Consider the following 18,758-nt stretch of genomic DNA (forward strand, 5'->3'; position numbering starts at 1 on the left):
TATTTTAGGTGGTTTTGCCATGTTTATAGCAAACCCCTACTTAATTCCCCTTAGGCAATAGCATTTGAAACGAATGAAAAGACTATTTTTTCATATAGTTGTAGCATAGTTTCAATTTTACCATAAATAATTATTGGGAAACTTCAGCTTATAAAGAGTCACTGATGGTGCGCTTATAAAAAGGCCAGGTTTGAACATGCAAATACTTTCTAATCGGCGTTTTAATAACCGATACACATAATACGATGGAAAACAGGCACCATACGGCAGCATATTCATTAAGGTCATCAGTGGTTATGTCTGAAATCCAGGGGCCGACCACATAATGAAAGGCAACAAATCGCCAAGAGCCATAGATAACCGGCATAACAAAAGCCGCTAAAATATAGACAAATACATGTAAGCCCCAGTCAAAACCAAATAGCCATGCACCAGAAACAGAGCAAACCTGATCGCCACAAAAACCTTCTGTGCCAATAATACACAGACCTGCCCAGGCAAATGGAAACATTTTAACAATCATCGCAACGGCAGCTACCGCGCATAAGGTATACGCAGTGGTTCTGATTTTTAGTTTGACACTTTCGGGTATAAAGTACATCGCCACCATATTGACAAAAAATGGCTGAAAGGCGACATGCAGATAGCCAAACAGCGTCATCACCTGATTCATCGGGGAACTACATTCATCAATATAAACATAGGTCGCAGCTTGCAATAACTCCATTAATCATCAGTGTTCCCCTATCAATTGAGGCCGTGAAACTAACCTCGCCACAAGAGAGCTCATAAAGCACTGTAAAGACATTCCTGTTATTATTGCGTTTTGAACTGCCCGAATGGTATACGAGCTGATACGAGATATTCTTGCCTGGAAAAATAATGGATTCACAAAACGATCTCGTTTTTGAGCCTGTTGCTGCCTTATCTCCAGAGCCTCGCTATATTTTTTATCCGATGGATGAATCAATTCTGGCTGTTGTGTTTTTGAAATCTCTTCAAACACGCGCATTAAATTATAGCTCATTGCAGTCAGGCGCATTTGATTTTCAAGTGAGCGGGTATTGGAAGACCAAGCTTTAGTTTCCTTGAAATTACTTTTAGTGTTATTGAATGTCTTTTCAATCGTCCATCGCTTGAAATACAGCATGGCAATGGTTCCAGGGTTAATAGTCATTGGCAAGGTTGTCACAAACCGGTGAAGTTTTCCGGTTTCTGGATCACGGTAATCCACCACGTTAAATTTGATGCCCTTGTTTTCGTACACACTGTATGCTTCAACCCCTGTATTGATCTCATGGTGGGAGTCAAAAGGGATAGACTCAACCAGAGGCGCAATTGAATTTTCTTTTAGCATTGAAATCATGTAATTAGCATGTCGTTTCTGCCGATCCCACCAGACAAAGTCGGTGACGGCTTTATCGTAGACATAGAGATGTTTCTGAGAGCTGTTATTTCCCTTGTTTTGCTTTTCAATATGATCTCGTAACACAGGTATTTCTTGATGCCTCTGAGTTCCGTTTGTCACCAGACAAAGAAATCTGAGCAACCCACTTCTGAGATTCAACGCGTAAATCCCCCCGGCCGCATAAACTTTCCCCTTGCTGTTTTTTTCAGTATGGCAGGCATGATCAATAAAATGTCCATCCGCTGCTTCTATGGTGTATTCGTCAAGTTCCGGGAATGCTTTAAGATAATCAATGCCTTACGTCGGGGAGTCGCTATTTTTGCGAAAGCTTGTTTTGGGCATCCCAGCCCAAGCAAGCAGCAAAAACTTAACGCGACCACTTATGCCTCCGGCGGCCCCGATTCGTCCTCGTCACCTCGTCCCGACCCAACAAGGGGTCGGAACATAGGCTCCAAATGACTTGACGCCGTGTCGGATGGCCTTTTATTTTGTCTCCACCTTCGCTAACGCTCAGACTCCGACAAAACAACGGCCCTACGGCTATCGCGGACTAAAAATCTTCACTTCGCTAAAGCTCCGTTTCCAGGATTTTCAGCGATAGCAGTGTTTCAGCGTGAAGATGATAGCTCTGCTGTTCAAATGCCTCAAGCATACTTGTTCGTCTATGCGACTTCAGTGATTTAAAATACGTTGAGTGGGGAAGCCGCTGGCCATAAATCTGTTCATTGGTTTGGAGGAAATGGCGACCACTATCGACTACACTGATACAGCGTAATAACCCAAGGCGAATAAAGTCGATATCCTTCAACTCTGGGCATGAACGAGACCACAAAGGATGACGCTCTGCTAACAGGGCACGTTCCATACTTTCATTGCAGTGTTGGTGAATATGTTCAGAGAGTGGTAGGTCTTTAAGCATGGGTGATATCCGTTTATGAGGTGATTAAAACGGAAATTTTTAGAAAAATTTTCTCGGCAATTGCCAGCTTTATTTGAAATTATTTGTTGTTTTTTTACGGTGCCTACAGAGTGTCTATTTGCTGTTATAAGTGATTAAAATCAAAAAGATGGAAATATTCGAGTGGTGCTACATTCAGGTAGGTTATAGGCTGCTTTGTTTAGGTACTTCTTCTTTCAATGGGAACACTGATGCCATTAATGCGAAATAAATTAATGGAATCCATAATTCTTTAGACTCCCCTTTTACCGCAATATAAGCAGCAGTACCCAGCCCGGCAACGGCTAAAACTGCTGACGCTTCTCCACTCCAACACATACCAAACCCTCTTGACGTTCTCTCCATTATAAAAAGCAGCGAATTATACCTTATTCCATTAAATTAAAACCTATTAATATTGTGCTTTTTATCGGTATCTAGATAAATTATGGGGCAGGATTTAAGTTGCTTCACGGAAAAACAGAAAGCATTAAAGTTTACTGTCCTGTATATTTATGTGCAAATAGAAAATTTATACTAAAATACACCTTTTATTTTTCAGATAGAATAAGCACTAGCTATGTCAGAGAGCAGTTCAAGCGATAGCCTTATCGCCATACAACATTTAAAAACCTTTATTGGTGAGCAAATTATTGGCCAGGATGTGTTAATCGAGCGCATGCTAATTGCCTTGCTTGCAGATGGACATATCCTGGTTGAAGGGGCGCCCGGGCTAGCAAAAACTCGCGCAATAAATGCGTTAAGCAAAGGCATACAGGCGGACTTTCACCGTGTGCAATTTACCCCTGATTTATTACCTGCCGACTTAACCGGTACCGAAATATATCGCCCCGAGCAAGGCAGTTTTGAATTTCAGAAAGGACCATTGTTTCATAACCTGGTCTTAGCGGATGAAATTAATCGCTCTCCAGCCAAGGTACAGGCGGCTTTACTAGAAGCCATGGCGGAACGGCAAATTACTGTGGGCGGAACAACTTATCCGTTACCACCTCTATTTTTGGTGATGGCTACCCAGAACCCGATCGAACAAGAAGGCACCTACCCCTTACCTGAAGCGCAGTTAGACCGGTTTTTACTACATGTAAAAATTGATTATCCACAGGCAGAACATGAAAAGCTTATTCTGCGCCTGGCGCGTAATGAAGCTATGCAAGATAATCTAGCTGAAAAACAAGGCCTGCAAGCAATTAGTCAGGAAAGCCTGTTTGCCGCACGTCAGGAAGTACTAAATATATATATGGCAGATAGTCTGGAAGATTATTTATTACAAATTATTCTTGCCACTCGGAATCCGGCGGCTTATGGAGAAGATTTAGCGAGCTGGGTACAGTACGGTGCCAGTCCACGCGCAAGTATTGCACTGGATCGATGTGCACGTGCTAAAGCCTGGTTAAGTGGCAAGGATTTTGTTGCACCTGAAGATATCCAGAACATGGCTTTTGATGTGTTACGTCATCGGGTGATTTTATCTTATGAAGCAGAAGCGGAAGGGATAAGCAGTGATGATTTTATTCAGCAATTAATTGCCAGGATTGCCGTGCCCTAAATCTAGAAACCGTGGCTGACCGCTATATAACACTATAAGTGACTGAATATTACATATGAATGCAAATACTTGTCACCTGTTGGGTGAATATACCTCGCTTCACGGTTTTGTGAATAAATTTGAGGGCGAAATACTGCGTTACAGCGCTGGCCAAGAACTACGGCCATTGACTAAGAGCCGTGCCTTGCCTTTCGCACTCAGGTTTTCCACAAAATCCGTATTCAACTGAGGCCTCTAGCTTAATGGAAAAACAAGAAAAAAGTGAATTAGTCAGCGTAAACCTGGGCATGCTAATCAAGCTTGCCAGACCCGCTGCCTCACTAAAACTGTTTCGCTCCCGTATACGTGCGCCACAGAGTGGTGGATATTTATCTCGTGCCAAGGGACGAGGTATGGAATTTGACGAAGTACGCATGTATCAACCGGGCGACGATATACGTAGTATCGACTGGCGGATCACCGCGCGCACTGGAAAGCCGCATACCAAGTTATTTCGTGAGGAACGTGAGCGCCCGGTGTTTATCTCGGTAGATTATCGAGCCTCGATGCAGTTTGCCACACGGGGCGTTTTCAAAGCAGTGCAGGCGGCAAAATTGGCCGGGCTATTAGCCTGGATTGCAGAGCGACATGGTGATCGGATTGGGGGGCAGATATTTACCGATACCGCTTGCAGGGAATTAAAGCCGCAAAATGGCAGACAGGCAGTCTTGCATTTTTTTAATGCACTGGTTAAAACCGAAAGTAAACAGAGCCCTATAAATCTAGAGCAGGTTATCGGGCGTTTAACCCATCATGTAAAGCCTGGAAGCCTAGTTTATATCATCAGTGATTTTCGGGGCATAAACCATCGAACTGAAAATCATCTGGCGAAACTTGCAAAGCACTGCGAGGTGATTATGATTCTGGTTTATGACCCGCTAGAAAGTCAATTGCCAGGCAAAGGTCGTTACCGGTTTACCGATCGGATTAGCGATATAGTGGTTGATACCAGTGATACGCAACGGATATTGAACTACCAGAAAAAATTTCAACAGCATTATGATAATTTAAAAATGCTGGCAAAAAAACTGAATATCCGCTTAATACGCTGCGCTAGTAATGAAAAACCAGCGGAAGTGCTGAGATAAGATTAATAGCAAGTCACTTAATTTACTGTTACTATCGGATACAACCCATATATTCGGTCTCTAACAGAGGCTTTTTTGCCTCAGGACTCCTGATGAATCTATTCGCATACTTTTTGACCCTACCAGCCTAACGGTCTCGCAATGGACTCTCTGGGTTGCACGGGTTCTGTAAAAGTATCGGTCTGACCTGTTGTTGTCATCAATATTGGTTAACTTGCCTCCGCAATCTTGGTTACTCGGTTATCTCAGGGTTATCCACGCTTTGTCCACAGACGAAGAGCCCTCCTAGCTCGCAGTCGGTGGGCAAAGGGTGGGTAACCCTGCTTATGCACTCTAACTATGTCAGAGCTGCATCATATTCTTTATCCTGACTCGCCATCGCCCACAGTATTCGGGCATTTTTATTGGCCAGCGCAACGGCGGCTTTATTAAATCCACGCCGCTCAATGAGTGCTTGTAGCCATAGGCTTAATTTATCTTTTTTACCACTACAGTGCTTTAACACCGATCGTGCTCCATGAATTAACATCATACGAATATAGCGGTTACCTCGCTTACTAATTCCTAAATAAACCTGATTATCACCACTGCTATGTTGTCTCGGAACAATCCCTAAGCTGGCTGCATAATCTCGGCTACTCTGATAGCTTTTACCTGTCCCTATGTCTGAGGCAATGATGGTGGCTGTTATTGCCCCAATACCTGGCACATCAAGAAAACGCTGGCTTAACTGATTGCTATTACTCGATGTTCAAGTTTTTGATATTGAGAAGGTAAAATCAGGTATTCTGAGGTTGTTGTAATTTTACCGGTGTAAGCCCATGTTAATGAATGCCCCAGCCACCTTTATCCAAAGCTATATTGACGATTTAAATGATGCGCTCAATCAGCTAAAACCCGGAGCCGCTTTGACACGGATTCAAGCCGCTTGGTTGGGCACTTGTTTAACGGGCATACTGCTAATGAACTCTGTTTACTGGGCTAAGTTTGAGCGAGCAAGCCTTGGAGATTGCAAAGTAGCCGCATTATCCTGGGTGTTTCGTAAAGCAAGTATACCCTGGGACTGGTTGCTACGGGTGAGTGTGGTCTTAATTTTAAAACGTTATGGCATTACTGAAGGTGTGTTGGCCTTTGATGAATCAGACCGAGCACGATCTAAGTCTACAAAACGTATTTATAAAGTTTACAAGCAGAAACACAAAGGCTCCGGCGGGTATGTTAATGGACAAACGATAGTATTATTGCTGCTAGTTACCTCATCCATTACAGTGCCTGTCGGTTTTTTCTTTTATATGCCGGATCCAGCCTTAAAGCAGTGGGATAAAGAAGATAAACGGTTGAAAAAGAGCGGTATAGCAAAAAAAAGATCGGCCTATTAAGCCTGAACGTGACAGTGCCTACCCGACCAAAACAGAGATTGCATTAGGCTTATTAAAGTACCTGGCGCAGGATTTTTATTCGTATTCAAGGCTTAGAAACAGACACATAGCCTGCTACGTATAGTTACTATAGCGCAGAAGACGGATAAAAAGACAAGCCAGTTGTTTAAGTTATTCCTGCACGTTCCTTAGTCTACGTGTAAAATTTAGCTTTATCTGCTGTAGTTAGTTGGCTACAATTAGCCATACGAAATTGTTACTACAGCTGCTTTCATCATGCGAATGAAAAAGCTAAAGATCGTCATGAAGTGTAAACTATTGCTATTCGTAGGATAGGGCGATACTTGAAAATTTAGCTGACATTACCAGCTTAGTGAGGGTGCAAGGCATCGTACAATAAGGGAGATGGAAACACACTTCATCCAAAACTGCTGGTCTTTTTGTCCGTCTTCTGCGTTATAGTAACTTTACGTAGCCTGCTATGCGCCTGTTACTACGTCTTGAATACAAACAAAAATCCTGCTAATTACTGGACAATTATTTATTTCCTGCTCCCTTATCCCTTTTACACTCTATGCAAATATTCATATTAAGCTTTGAATCGATAGTAGGTTTTCATATCCCTAGAAACCGCAGTTGACCGCTATATAACATTGTAAACGGCTGAATATTACACTAATGATCGTAAAAACTTGTCTCCTGTTGGGTGGAGTGTCCTCCGCTGCACAGTTTTGTGAATAAACCTGTACTCAACTGCAGTTTCTGGGTTTAACCGGGCGCTATTTAGCCCTACTCTCATTTTTACAACAAACACACCAAGGCTAATAGCTATGATTATTGTCACAGGCGGTGCTGGATTTATCGGCAGCAATATTGTTAAAACGCTTAATCAGCAGGGGCGTACTGATATTATTATTGTTGACGATTTAAGCGACGGCACTAAGTTTCGTAATATTGTTGACTGTGATATCGCTGATTACTGGGATAAAGATGACTTTATCAAAAGAGTACAAACAAAAACGGATCTACCTGACAATATAGAGGTTATTTTCCACGAGGGGGCATGCTCCGCTACCACAGAGTGGGACGGTAAATATATGATGCAGAATAATTATGAGTATTCCAAACGCTTATTACATTACTGTCTGGATCATTCAGTTGCTTTTATATACGCTTCTTCGGCTGCAACCTATGGAAGCATAAAGCAGTTTACCGAAAGCCGAGAATATGAAGGGCCACTCAATGTCTATGGCTATTCAAAATGGCAATTTGACCAATATGTGCGCAGCCTGAATCTGGGTGTTGGCACTCAGGTTGTCGGCCTACGTTATTTTAATGTCTACGGTCCACGCGAACAGCATAAAGGCAGCATGGCTAGTGTTGCTTTTCATTTACATAATCAGCTGTTAAAAGGTGAAAATCCCAAGCTGTTTAAAGGTTGGGATGGATACGAGGATGGCGGACAATTACGCGATTTTATCTATATAGCGGATGTTGTTGCAGTTAATCTCTGGCTATTTGCACACTCGGAAGTCAGTGGCATTTTTAATGTCGGCACAAGCCGTGCGCAATCTTTTAAAGATGTAGCCGAAGCGGTTATCAAATTTCATCGACAAGGCAAGATCGAATATATCCCTTTTCCAGATCACCTAAAAGGCAGCTATCAAAGTTATACACAGGCCGATATGACTAAGCTACGTGCAGCGGGTTATGACGCACCGTTTAAAACCGTACAGGAAGGCGTTGCTTTATATCTAGCCTGGTTAAGTCAATAGTAAAAAACTAAGGAACGCAGCGCACCATTGTCGTGTGATGCACTTCGTTCCTCAGAACATCCTACAAGTTTTGGGTTTTATTTTGACCTGCTACCTACATATAAAAAGTCAATAGCCTTGAATATTGTCTCCCTACAGGAAACAAACTAACAATAATTTCGCATATTGTGTAGCTTTTAATGTACTGTATATTAACGATCAGTTAGCTAATTATTCTATAACAGACAAGGCAGGTTGATGACGGAATATCAAAAAGATATTTTAGTGGGTTTTTTATTCGTTGCAGGTATTTTAAGTATCTGAAGTTTCCCAATAATTATTTATGGTAAAATTGAAACTATGCTACAACTATATGAAAAAAATAGTCTTTTCATTCGTTTCAAATGCTATTGCCTAAGGGGAATTAAGTAGGGGTTTGCTATAAACATGGCAAAACCACCTAAAATAAACCTCGATACACCAGCATTGTGTATTTCAGCTACTCAATAATTGGGAAACTTCAGTTTTAAGTATTATCTCTGGCGCTTTTATTATCACGCTAATACTAGTTACAGGAATCGTGTTTTTGAGCACAGTTCGACGCATCTGTCCCGTAGAAAATTAAGTTACACCTTATAAACTAGAGCAACTCTTATTTTAGCTTAATGGATAGCATGACTGTAAGTTACGTGATTAAATTAACAACTTCAGTCGCCTATTAATCCGTCAAAAATAGGCGCTACTCATGTTCTTCCTCGTGATATGTTTATCTTTATAATGCCTGTTGCAGCGAGGCAGCAGGCTTTTTTTTCGCGCAAAAATACGACTCTATAGATTAGGCTATTTGCAGGTTTCTGTGCCAAACGAATCTTTATAGCACTTGATCAGCTTGCCCGAACTATCCCGGTAAGTTGTATTATCAAAAGCATCCGTTCTCCCTTTAACAGGCGCGCCATGCTACCTCACGAAATTCTGGGACTCCTGTCGCCATAATTCGTTCACCTACGCAGCGGATGGGAGATGCCCTGAACGCCCTGCGTCCGCAACGACTACGCACAAAAGCCGCTTCGTCATTACTACCTCACTGGCTGGACGGCTATTCGGAATGCAATTCTTGCTCCTCTCGCGTGCTGCTAGCACACGTCGAATCAGCGAATTGCCCTGTCGCCTATCAGGGGCTAAAAATCACCACTTCGCTAAGCTCCGTTTCCATGATTTTCAGCGTAAGATTACCATCCTTGCCACGCCAGGCTTTATTGCCAAAAGAGTCTTCTTTGCCACGAATTTTACCCGTACCATCCCGGTAAGTTATATTGCCGAATGAATCCCTAACCCCGGTCATGGTATTTCCTTTATTATCGCGCCAGGTTTCATTACCCGAAGAATCCGTGCGCCCAAACCAAGTGTTGCCGTTATTATCCTGACAGGTCTTGTTAGCATAGGAATCCGTGTGGCAGCGCATTTCTGGAGGGTTCGCATTTGCACTTAAAGCCACGCTTGTTAATACTGTTAATGCAATAAACTTTGCTTTGTTCATTTTAAATCACCTTAACTGATGATATGGACTCCTCTCCCGCCAACAGTGTCATAATGCACCTAAGAGTAATAACGGAGCAAAGAGGAGCCCGACATGAATAATAGCGTAATTGGATTGGATATAGCAAAAAATATTTTTCACATGTATACATTTGATGAAAAAAAATCACAACCTGTTAAGAAAAAGCTAAAACGAGCTGAGCTTTTAATATTTTTTGCAAATTATCCAGTGAGCTTAATTGGAATAGAAGCCTGTGACGGAGCTCATCACTGGGCAAGAGAGTTAACTAAACAAGGGCATGAAGTCATTTTGCTTAATGCCCGTCATGTAAAGGGTTTTGTGGTGGGGAACAAAAATGACTTTAATGATGCCGCTGCTATATTTGATGCGGGTACCCGTCCAAATAAGCGCACAGTGTCGATAAAAACGATTGAACAGCAAGACATTCAACTTGTTCATAGAATACGTGAAGGCCTTGTTGGCAAACGTACTGCGCTGGTTAATCAAGTGCGAGGGCTACTCAGTGAAAGAGGCATTGTTATTCCTAAAGGTATAAAGAAAGTAAGAGTAGAATTACCGTTGATTTTCATCAGTGTTCCCCTATCAATTGATGCCGTGAAACTAACCTCGCCACAAGAGAGCTCATAAAGCACTGTAAAGACATTCCTGTTATTATTGCGTTTTGAACTGCCCGAATGGTATACGAGCTGATACGAGATATTCTTGCCTGGAAAAATAATGGATTCACAAAACGATCTCGTTTTTGAGCCTGTTGCTGCCTTATCTCCAGAGCCTCGCTATATTTTTTATCCGATGGATGAATCAATTCTGGCTCTTGTGTTTTTGAAATCTCTTCAAACACGCGCATTAAATTATAGCTCATTGCAGTCAGGCGCATTTGATTTTCAAGTGAGCGGGTATTGGAAGACCAAGCTTTAGTTTCCTTGAAATTACTTTTACTCGATGTTCAAGTTTTTCCATCCCACTGCCATCAAACTCTTACCTTCACCCAGCAGAACAATACTTTAATGATGCTGTTGGCCCTAAGCGCCCTAAATCTCTGCCAATCATATGTTTTCCTAATGCATCAGTTGAAACACATCCTTTATTAATTCACCTAACTCTTTCAGCTTATCACCAGGATCTGGAAACTCTAGCAATGACGTGATGAACTCAAGCAGTACATCCATTTGAGACTTGCGCTCGCTGTCAGCCCCGGACGGGCTGATAGTCTCCAGAAGGCGCAGGGAAATTTGCCAATCCGAAGTGCGCGATAGCGCGCGAGGGAGGCTAAAATTTTATCCCGAATAGCCGTAGAGCCATTTGTGGTAGCCATGACTGAGCTGCTTTGTGCTCAGTCTGTGGCGGACGCAGGGCGGCTGGAGCATCTCCTATTCGCTGCGTAGGTGAACGAATTACGGCGACAGGAGTCCCGGAATTTCGTGAGGTAGCATGGCGCGCCTGACCGCTCTTTTTCAACCGTTTATCTTCTTTATCCCACTGCTTTAAGGCTGGATCCGGCATATAAAAGAAAAAACCGACAGGCACTGTAATGGATGAGGTAACTAGCAGCAATAATACTATCGTTTGTCCATTAACATACCCGCCGGAGCCTTTGTGTTTCTGCTTGTAAACCTTATACTCGATGTTCAAGTTTTTGATATTGAGAAGGTAAAATCAGGTATTCTGAGGTTGTTGTAATTTTATCGGTGTAAGCCCATGTTAATGAATGCCCCAGCCACCTTTATCCAAAGCTATATTGACGATTTAAATGATGCGCTCAATCAGCTAAAACCCGGAGCGGCTTTGACACGTATTCAAGCCGCTTGGTTGGGCGCTTGTTTAACGTGCATACTGCTAATGAACTCTGTTTGCTGGGCTAAGTTTGAGCGAGCAAGCCTTGGAGATTGCAAAGTAGCCGCATTATCCTAGCAAGTATACCCTGGGACTGGTTGCTACGGGTGAGTGTGGTCTTAATTTTAAAACGTTATGGCATTACTGAAGGTGTGTTGGCCTTTGATGAATCAGACCGAGCACGATCTAAGTCTACAAAACGTATTTATAAGGTTTACAAGCAGAAACACAAAGGCTCCGGCGGGTATGTTAATGGACAAACGATAGTATTATTGCTGCTAGTTACCTCATCCATTACAGTGCCTGTCGGTTTTTTCTTTTATATGCCGGATCCAGCCTTAAAGCAGTGGGATAAAGAAGATAAACGGTTGAAAAAGAGCGGTATAGCAAAAAAAGATCGGCCTATTAAGCCTGAACGTGACAGTGCCTACCCAACCAAAACAGAGATTGCATTAGGCTTATTAAAAGAGTTTAAAGTTGCGCATAGCCTGATTAAAATTAAAGGCGTACTGGCTGATGCGCTGTATGGTGAAAAAGCCTTTATGGACGAAGCCGCTAAAGAATCTGGAGGCTCGCAGGTGATTAGCCAATTACGTAAAAACCAAAATATTGAATATAGAGGTAGAATAAGGTCAGTCGAGAGCTACTTTAATTCGATTAACAAAGGCATTGATCAGACTGCGTATACCGTAGGAAGCTTACAGCGCAAGTCTCAAATGGATGTACTGCTTGAGTTCATCACGTCATTGCTAGAGTTTCCAGATCCTGGTGATAAGCTGAAAGAGTTAGGTGAATTAATAAAGGATGTGTTTCAACTGATGCCATCAGGAAAACATATGATTGGCAGAGATTTAGGGCGCTTAGGGCCAACAGCATCATTAAAGTATTGTTCTGCTGGGTGAAGGTAAGAGTTTGATGGCAATGGGATGGAAAAACTTGAACATCGAGTTTTAGTGTTATTGAATGTCTTTTCAATCGTCCATCGCTTGAAATACAGCATGGCAATGGTTCCAGGGTTAATAGTCATTGGCAAGGTTGTCACAAACCGGTGAAGTTTTCCGGTTTCTGGATCACGGTAATCCACCACGTTAAATTTGATGCCCTTGTTTTCGTACACACTGTATGCTTCAACCCCTGTATTGATCTCATGGCGGGAGTCAAAAGGGATAGACTCAACCAGAGTCGCAATTGAATTTTCTTTTACTCGATGTTCAAGTTTTCAGCTATAACTGGGCTAAGAAAAGTAAATTTTTCCGGCTTTGTTTTATAAGTGATTGATTTACAATGATGTTGATGCTTTCTTTGTCAGTAAAATTATCAATAAAATCAATCGGTTAAAAAACTTGAACATCGAGTTTTAGCATTGAAATCATGTAATTAGCATGTCGTTTCTGCCGATCCTACCAGACAAAGTCGGTGACGGCTTTATCGTAGACATAGAGATGTTTCTGAGAGCTGTTATTTCCCTTGTTTTGCTTTTCAATATGATTTCGTAACACAGGTATTTCTTGATGTCTCTGAGTTCCGTTTGTCACCAGACAAAGAAATCTGAGCAACCCACTTCTGAGATTCAACGCGTAAATCCCCCCGGCCGCATAAACTTTCCCCTTGCTGTTTTTTTCAGTATGGCAGGCATGATCAATAAAATGTCCATCCGCTGCTTCTATGGTGTATTCGTCAAATTCTGGGAATGCTTTAAGATAATCAATGCCTTGCGATAGCAGTGTTTCAGAGTGAAGATGATAGCTCTGCTGTTCAAATGCCTCAAGCATACTTGTTCGTCTATGCGACTTCAGTGATTTAAAATACGTTGAGTGGGGAAGCAGCTGGCCATAAATCTGTTCATTGGTTTGGAGGAAATGGCGACCACTATCGACTACACTGATACAGCGTAATAACCCAAGGCGAATAAAGTCGATATCCTTCAACTCTGGGCATGAACGAGCCCACAAAGGATGACGCTCTGCTAACAGGGCACGTTCCATACTTTCATTGCAGTGTTGGTGAATATGTTCAGAGAGTGGTAGGTCTTTAACCTGTCTTCGTCACTTTTATCTCTTCAAGTCATTGATTTATAATTCGCATTAAAAATTCATCGTAAAAATCCCTTTGGAATCAATGGTGTTTTTTTGAGGGTCTCTGTAGTGCCATCTTAACTTGCTCTGCCCCTTGATTTTCCCTGGTTTTTCACCGATGCTAGTGGTATGTATATTCGAAGAACCAAAACAAAAAGCCTTGAAGACGGCTCAGCTTATTTCACTTACCGCATTGTAGAATCTGTGCGTATAGGAAAACAAGTCAAGCAACGTACATTGCTCAATATAGGTGCGGACTTTACGATTGATAAAAAGTACTGGCCCTTGCTGACGGCCAGAATCGAACAATTACAGCAAGGTTTGGAACCACATCAGGAAGAGCTATTCAATTTAGCCGATGATTTAAATCAACTTCTGGAAGCAACAGCCCAGCGCTATAGCTCACTGATGACTGCAAAACTGTCACAACCGCTAGATTCAAAAACAACAACGCGAGATTTTCATCATGTCGATATTAATCATGTCGAAGCCATTAATACCCGTAGTATTGGTGTTGAAATCCTGGCACTGCATGCCGCACAGCAGTTACAGCTAGACGAAAAACTCATGGCGCTGGGCTTTAATAAAGTAGATACGGCGACGGCCCTGGGTACTATCATAGGACGTATGGTTTCACCCGGCAGTGAACTGCAAACACATGACTGGTTGCAAAATCGAACAGGCCTGGGCGAATTACTGGGTCATGACTACGGTAACACCAGCCTGACGCGATTATATACAGTCAGTGACAAGCTACTCAAACATCAGGCAACTCTTGAATATTTTCTGGCTGACCGAGAGCAGACGTTGTTCAATTTAAACCGCAAGATTGTATTGTACGATCTGACCAATACTTATTTTGAAGGCCAGTGCGCCCGAAACCCGAAAGCGAAATTCGGTCGCTCTAAAGAGAAACGCACTGATTGCCCGTTGGTTACTCTGGGGATGGTTCTGGATGGTGACGGCTTTCCATTGAGTAGTCAGGTTTTTCCCGGCAACGCCAGTGAGCCCGCGACCTTGAAACTGATGCTTGACGAACTGCGAGACAAGGATCCCTTTCATCAAATAAAGCCGGTGGTTATCATGGATGCCGGCATTGCCAGCGCTGACAATATTGTCTGGTTAATCGAACAAGATTATCATTATCTCGTTGTCAGTCGAGAACAACATGTAAAAAACCCAAGAGATCAGAAAACTCCGGTAGCGGTCAGGGATACCCGGGACAGCAATGTTGTTGTTTATCGTGAAGTTGATCAAGAAACCGGGGAAACCCGACTCTATTGTCATTCAGAACAAAAAGCAAAAAAAGAACAAGGTATCCGTAATCGCTTCCATGCTCGTCTGGAAGAGGCCCTGGAAAAACTGCACACAGGTCTGAGCAAAAAAGGCACCCTTAAAAAATACGACAAAATACTGGAACGTATCGGACGACTACGTGAAAAACATAGCCGTGTTGCTGCAGATTACACCATTAACGTTATCGCGGATGACAAAAAAAACAAAGCCATCGGTATAGAATGGCAACGTAAACCTGAAAGTGACCAAAAAGATAAGCACTGTGGTGTTTACTGCCTAAGAACGAATATCCCTGACTGGTCGGAAGAACAGTTATGGCTAACCTATACCATGCTGACTGAGATTGAAGCGACCTTTAGAAGCCTGAAAACCGAGCTAGGCTTGCGCCCTGTCTATCACAAAAAAGAAGAGCGGGTTACCGGACACCTATTCATCACATTATTAGCTTACCACCTGGTACATGTACTGCGTTATCAACTTAGATTGCAGGACACCCATCTAAGCTGGGAAAGCATTCGCAACAGGATGTCGACCCAGCAACGCATGACCATTACTTTACCCACGGATAACGATACAATCATTCACCTGCGAACCACAAGCAAAGCAGAAACCAGACAAAAACAAATATACACTACGTTGAATATTAACCCCGACCCGATTGGAAAAGTTAAAACGATCGTTGATATGAAACCTGTAGTGCCAACTGGGGCCGATTGAAAATTTAACTCATTGAAATAATGGGAAATTGACTGCATATGTCACGAAGATAGGTTAAGCATGGGTGATATCCGTTTATGAGGTGATTAAAACGGAAATTCTTAGAAAAATTTTTTCGGCAATTGCAAGCTTTATTTGAAATTATTTGTTGTTTTTTACGGTGCCTACAGAGTGTCTATTTGCTGTTATAAGTGATTAAAATCAAAAATATGGAAATATTCGAGTGGTGCTACCTTCAGGTAGGTTATAGGCTGCTTTGTTTAGGTACTTCTTCTTTCAATGGGAACACTGATGTTGATTTTAGAAGATAGCGACAATGATTTGACTGATTTAAGTCGAGAAATGTTTGCTGAGCAATATGAAAAACTAGTTGCACTAGATGAAGAGATTAAACAACAGGACAGACGTATTAGCCGGCTATGTAATACTCGATGTTCAAGTTTTTCCATCCCATTGCCATCAAACTCTTACCTTCACCCAGCAGAACAATACTTTAATGATGCTGTTGGCCCTAACCTATCTTCGTGACATATACAGTCAATTTCCCATTATTTCAATGAGTTAAATTTTCAATCGGCCCCAGTTGGCACTACAGGTTTCATATCAACGATCGTTTTAACTTTTCCAATCGGGTCGGGGTTAATATTCAACGCAGTGTATATTTGTTTTTGTCTGGTTTCTGCTTTGCTTGTGGTTCGCAGGTGAATGATTGTATCGTTATCCGTGGGTAAAGTAATGGTCATGCGTTGCTGGGTCGACATCCTGTTGCGAATGCTTTCCCAGCTTAGATGGATGTCCTGCAATCTAAGTTGATAACGCAGTACATGTACCAGGTGGTAAGCTAATAATGTGATGAATAGGTGTCCGGTAACCCGCTCTTCTTTTTTGTGATAGACAGGGCGCAAGCCTAGCTCGGTTTTCAGGCTTCTAAAGGTCGCTTCAATCTCAGTCAGCATGGTATAGGTTAGCCATAACTGTTCTTCCGACCAGTCAGGGATATTCGTTCTTAGGCAGTAAACACCACAGTGCTTATCTTTTTGGTCACTTTCAGGTTTACGTTGCCATTCTATACCGATGGCTTTGTTTTTTTTGTCATCCGCGATAACGTTAATGGTGTAATCTGCAGCAACACGGCTATGTTTTTCACGTAGTCGTCCGATACGTTCCAGTATTTTGTCGTATTTTTTAAGGGTGCCTTTTTTGCTCAGACCTGTGTGCAGTTTTTTCAGGGCCTCTTCCAGACGAGCATGGAAGCGATTACGGATACCTTGTTCTTTTTTTGCTTTTTGTTCTGAATGACAATAGAGTCGGGTTTCCCCGGTTTCTTGATCAACTTCACGATAAACAACAACATTGCTGTCCCGGGTATCCCTGACCGCTACCGGAGTTTTCTGATCTCTTGGGTTTTTTACATGTTGTTCTCGACTGACAACGAGATAATGATAATCTTGTTCGATTAACCAGACAATATTGTCAGCGCTGGCAATGCCGGCATCCATGATAACCACCGGCTTTATTTGATGAAAGGGATCCTTGTCTCGCAGTTCGTCAAGCATCAGTTTCAAGGTCGCGGGCTCACTGGCGTTGCCGGGAAAAACCTGACTACTCAATGGAAAGCCGTCACCATCCAGAACCAGCCCCAGAGTAACCAACGGGCAATCAGTGCGTTTCTCTTTAGAGCGACCGAATTTCGCTTTCGGGTTTCGGGCGCACTGGCCTTCAAAATAAGTATTGGTCAGATCGTACAATACAATCTTGCGGTTTAAATTGAACAACGTCTGCTCTCGGTCAGCCAGAAAATATTCAAGAGTTGCCTGATGTTTGAGTAGCTTGTCACTGACTGTATATAATCGCGTCAGGCTGGTGTTACCGTAGTCATGACCCAGTAATTCGCCCAGGCCTGTTTGATTTTGCAACCAGTCATGTGTTTGCAGTTCACTGCCGGGTGAAACCATACGTCCTATGATAGTGCCCAGGGCCGTCGCCGTATCTACTTTATTAAAGCCCAGCGCCATGAGTTTTTCGTCTAGCTGTAACTGCTGTGCGGCATGCAGTGCCAGGGTTTCAACACCAATACTACGGGCATTAATGGCTTCGACATGATTAATATCGACATGATGAAAATCTCGCGTTGTTGTTTTTGAATCTAGCGGTTGTGACAGTTTTGCAGTCATCAGTGAGCTATAGCGCTGGGCTGTTGCTTCCAGAAGTTGATTTAAATCATCGGCTAAATTGAATAGCTCTTCCTGATGTGGTTCCAAACCTTGCTGTAATTGTTCGATTCTGGCCGTCAGCAAGGGCCAGTACTTTTTATCAATCGTAAAGTCCGCACCTATATTGAGCAATGTACGTTGCTTGACTTGTTTTCCTATACGCACAGATTCTACAATGCGGTAAGTGAAATAAGCTGAGCCGTCTTCAAGGCTTTTTGTTTTGGTTCTTCGAATATACATACCACTAGCATCGGTGAAAAATCAGGGAAAATCAAGGGTCAGAGCAAGTTAAGATGGCACTACAGAGACCCTCAAAAAAAAACACCATTGATTCTAAAGGGATTTTTACGATGAATTTTTAATGCGAATTATAAATCAATGACTTGAAGAGATAAAAGTGACGAAGATAGGCTAAGCGCCCTAAATCTCTGCCAATCATATGTTTTCCTGATGGCATCAGTTGAAACACATCCTTTATTAATTCACCTAACTCTTTCAGCTTATCACCAGGATCTGGAAACTCTAGCAATGACGTGATGAACTCAAGCAGTACATCCATTTGAGACTTGCGCTGTAAGCTTCCTACGGTATACGCAGGTAGTTTGCTTTCAATGCGGGCTATTTGCTCTGGGTGAAGGAGAAGGCACAGGCGCGCCATGCTACCTCACGAAATTCCGGGACTCCTGTCGCCATAATTCGTTCACCTACGCAGCGGATGGGAGATGCCCTGAACGCCCTGCGTCCGCAACGACTACGCACAAAAGCCGCTTCGTCATTACTACCTCACTGGCTGGACGGCTATTCGGAATGCAATTCTTGCTCCTCTCGCGTGCTGCTAACACACGTCGAATCAGCGAATTGCCCTGTCGCCTATCAGGGACTAAAAATCACCAC

Annotated in this window: 22 protein-coding genes and 2 pseudogenes; 12 read left to right on the plus strand and 12 right to left on the minus strand. The window is 42.7% G+C overall.

Going from position 1 to position 18,758, the window contains the following annotated elements:
* Window positions 1-148: 148 nt before the first annotated feature.
* Entirely contained in the window at window positions 149-718 is a 570-nt protein-coding gene (locus K6984_RS17930) for a DUF5765 domain-containing protein (protein WP_420831682.1), read from the minus strand.
* Between the two features lie 15 nt (window positions 719-733).
* The gene (locus K6984_RS17935) at window positions 734-1,702 is read right to left on the minus strand and encodes a transposase (RefSeq protein ID WP_338024549.1); all 969 of its coding nucleotides are present in this window, start codon (window positions 1,700-1,702) and stop codon (window positions 734-736) included.
* A 25-nt stretch (window positions 1,703-1,727) separates the two neighbouring features.
* On the opposite strand from K6984_RS17935, the gene K6984_RS34100 reads away from it, so the two are divergent.
* Together K6984_RS34100 and K6984_RS34105 are read left to right on the plus strand one after the other, a co-directional pair.
* Window positions 1,728-1,856 (plus strand): hypothetical protein, encoded by a 129-nt coding sequence (locus K6984_RS34100; protein ID WP_263458596.1) that lies wholly within the window; start codon window positions 1,728-1,730, stop codon window positions 1,854-1,856.
* Between the two features lie 27 nt (window positions 1,857-1,883).
* Window positions 1,884-2,009 carry a hypothetical protein gene (locus K6984_RS34105; protein WP_263458618.1) on the plus strand — a complete coding sequence of 42 codons (126 nt, stop codon included), beginning with the start codon at window positions 1,884-1,886 and terminating at the stop codon, window positions 2,007-2,009.
* On the opposite strand, the gene K6984_RS17940 is transcribed toward K6984_RS34105, so the two are convergent.
* Together K6984_RS17940 and K6984_RS36945 are read right to left on the minus strand one after the other, a co-directional pair.
* Window positions 1,977-2,327, minus strand: a complete 351-nt coding sequence (locus K6984_RS17940) for a hypothetical protein (protein ID WP_221896770.1) — start codon at window positions 2,325-2,327, stop codon at window positions 1,977-1,979. The two genes, K6984_RS34105 and K6984_RS17940, sit on opposite strands and share 33 nt — an antisense overlap.
* A 234-nt stretch (window positions 2,328-2,561) precedes the next feature.
* A pseudogene (locus K6984_RS36945) lies at window positions 2,562-2,684 on the minus strand (DUF5765 domain-containing protein); the annotation flags it as partial.
* Window positions 2,685-2,925: 241 nt separating this feature from the next.
* Between K6984_RS36945 and K6984_RS17950 the strand changes: the two are divergent.
* Window positions 2,926-3,912: an AAA family ATPase gene (locus tag K6984_RS17950; RefSeq protein WP_221896771.1), complete on the plus strand. Its 987-nt coding sequence runs from the start codon at window positions 2,926-2,928 to the stop codon at window positions 3,910-3,912.
* A gap of 242 nt (window positions 3,913-4,154) precedes the next feature.
* Complete coding sequence (locus K6984_RS17955) at window positions 4,155-5,039, plus strand: DUF58 domain-containing protein (protein ID WP_221896772.1); 885 nt, start codon at window positions 4,155-4,157, stop codon at window positions 5,037-5,039.
* A 337-nt stretch (window positions 5,040-5,376) separates the two neighbouring features.
* Here K6984_RS17955 and K6984_RS17960 read toward each other — a convergent pair.
* Window positions 5,377-5,751: pseudogene (locus K6984_RS17960) on the minus strand (transposase); the annotation flags it as partial.
* Window positions 5,752-5,860: 109 nt separating this feature from the next.
* Here K6984_RS17960 and K6984_RS17965 point away from each other — a divergent pair.
* The 4 genes from K6984_RS17965 to K6984_RS17980 all read left to right on the plus strand — a co-directional run bounded on the left by K6984_RS17965 (window position 5,861) and on the right by K6984_RS17980 (window position 10,357).
* Window positions 5,861-6,418 (plus strand): transposase, encoded by a 558-nt coding sequence (locus K6984_RS17965; protein WP_221896773.1) that lies wholly within the window; start codon window positions 5,861-5,863, stop codon window positions 6,416-6,418.
* An 830-nt stretch (window positions 6,419-7,248) separates the two neighbouring features.
* On the plus strand, window positions 7,249-8,193 hold the full coding sequence (gene rfaD, locus K6984_RS17970) for an ADP-glyceromanno-heptose 6-epimerase (protein WP_221896774.1): 945 nt from the start codon (window positions 7,249-7,251) through the stop codon (window positions 8,191-8,193).
* A 992-nt stretch (window positions 8,194-9,185) separates the two neighbouring features.
* Window positions 9,186-9,479 carry a hypothetical protein gene (locus K6984_RS17975; RefSeq protein WP_221896775.1) on the plus strand — a complete coding sequence of 98 codons (294 nt, stop codon included), beginning with the start codon at window positions 9,186-9,188 and terminating at the stop codon, window positions 9,477-9,479.
* Between the two features lie 323 nt (window positions 9,480-9,802).
* On the plus strand, window positions 9,803-10,357 hold the full coding sequence (locus K6984_RS17980; protein WP_230988160.1) for an IS110 family RNA-guided transposase: 555 nt from the start codon (window positions 9,803-9,805) through the stop codon (window positions 10,355-10,357).
* On the opposite strand, the gene K6984_RS17985 is transcribed toward K6984_RS17980, so the two are convergent.
* A complete protein-coding gene (locus K6984_RS17985; RefSeq protein ID WP_221896776.1) occupies window positions 10,299-10,607 on the minus strand; it encodes a hypothetical protein in 309 nt (102 codons plus the stop codon). The two genes, K6984_RS17980 and K6984_RS17985, sit on opposite strands and share 59 nt — an antisense overlap.
* Window positions 10,608-10,862: 255 nt before the next feature.
* The gene (locus K6984_RS17990; RefSeq protein ID WP_221896777.1) at window positions 10,863-11,045 is read right to left on the minus strand and encodes a hypothetical protein; all 183 of its coding nucleotides are present in this window, start codon (window positions 11,043-11,045) and stop codon (window positions 10,863-10,865) included.
* Between the two features lie 383 nt (window positions 11,046-11,428).
* Between K6984_RS17990 and K6984_RS31310 the strand changes: the two genes are divergently transcribed.
* Window positions 11,429-11,641: a hypothetical protein gene (locus K6984_RS31310; RefSeq protein ID WP_230987886.1), complete on the plus strand. Its 213-nt coding sequence runs from the start codon at window positions 11,429-11,431 to the stop codon at window positions 11,639-11,641.
* Window positions 11,617-12,465: a transposase gene (locus tag K6984_RS17995; RefSeq protein ID WP_230987989.1), complete on the plus strand. Its 849-nt coding sequence runs from the start codon at window positions 11,617-11,619 to the stop codon at window positions 12,463-12,465. Before K6984_RS31310 ends, K6984_RS17995 begins: the two co-directional genes overlap by 25 nt.
* On the opposite strand, the gene K6984_RS18000 is transcribed toward K6984_RS17995, so the two are convergent.
* Window positions 12,375-12,680: a hypothetical protein gene (locus K6984_RS18000; RefSeq protein WP_221896778.1), complete on the minus strand. Its 306-nt coding sequence runs from the start codon at window positions 12,678-12,680 to the stop codon at window positions 12,375-12,377. The two genes, K6984_RS17995 and K6984_RS18000, sit on opposite strands and share 91 nt — an antisense overlap.
* A gap of 283 nt (window positions 12,681-12,963) precedes the next feature.
* The gene (locus K6984_RS18005; protein ID WP_221896779.1) at window positions 12,964-13,548 is read right to left on the minus strand and encodes a hypothetical protein; all 585 of its coding nucleotides are present in this window, start codon (window positions 13,546-13,548) and stop codon (window positions 12,964-12,966) included.
* 219 nt (window positions 13,549-13,767) lie between these two features.
* Between K6984_RS18005 and K6984_RS18010 the strand changes: the two genes are divergently transcribed.
* Entirely contained in the window at window positions 13,768-15,651 is a 1,884-nt protein-coding gene (locus K6984_RS18010; protein WP_221896780.1) for an IS1634 family transposase, read from the plus strand.
* Between the two features lie 279 nt (window positions 15,652-15,930).
* On the plus strand, window positions 15,931-16,179 hold the full coding sequence (locus K6984_RS18015) for a hypothetical protein (RefSeq protein WP_221896781.1): 249 nt from the start codon (window positions 15,931-15,933) through the stop codon (window positions 16,177-16,179).
* A gap of 41 nt (window positions 16,180-16,220) precedes the next feature.
* On the opposite strand, the gene K6984_RS18020 is transcribed toward K6984_RS18015, so the two are convergent.
* The 3 genes from K6984_RS18020 to K6984_RS18030 all read right to left on the minus strand — a co-directional run bounded on the left by K6984_RS18020 (window position 16,221) and on the right by K6984_RS18030 (window position 18,623).
* Complete coding sequence (locus tag K6984_RS18020) at window positions 16,221-18,104, minus strand: IS1634 family transposase (protein ID WP_221896782.1); 1,884 nt, start codon at window positions 18,102-18,104, stop codon at window positions 16,221-16,223.
* Window positions 18,105-18,222: 118 nt separating this feature from the next.
* Complete coding sequence (locus K6984_RS18025) at window positions 18,223-18,522, minus strand: hypothetical protein (protein ID WP_221896783.1); 300 nt, start codon at window positions 18,520-18,522, stop codon at window positions 18,223-18,225.
* Window positions 18,483-18,623 carry a hypothetical protein gene (locus tag K6984_RS18030; protein WP_221896784.1) on the minus strand — a complete coding sequence of 47 codons (141 nt, stop codon included), beginning with the start codon at window positions 18,621-18,623 and terminating at the stop codon, window positions 18,483-18,485. The genes K6984_RS18025 and K6984_RS18030 overlap by 40 nt, the downstream gene beginning before the upstream one ends.
* Between the last annotated feature and the right edge of the window lie 135 nt (window positions 18,624-18,758).

This window comes from Bathymodiolus japonicus methanotrophic gill symbiont (assembly GCF_019721995.1).
GTDB lineage: Bacteria > Pseudomonadota > Gammaproteobacteria > Methylococcales > Methylomonadaceae > Methyloprofundus.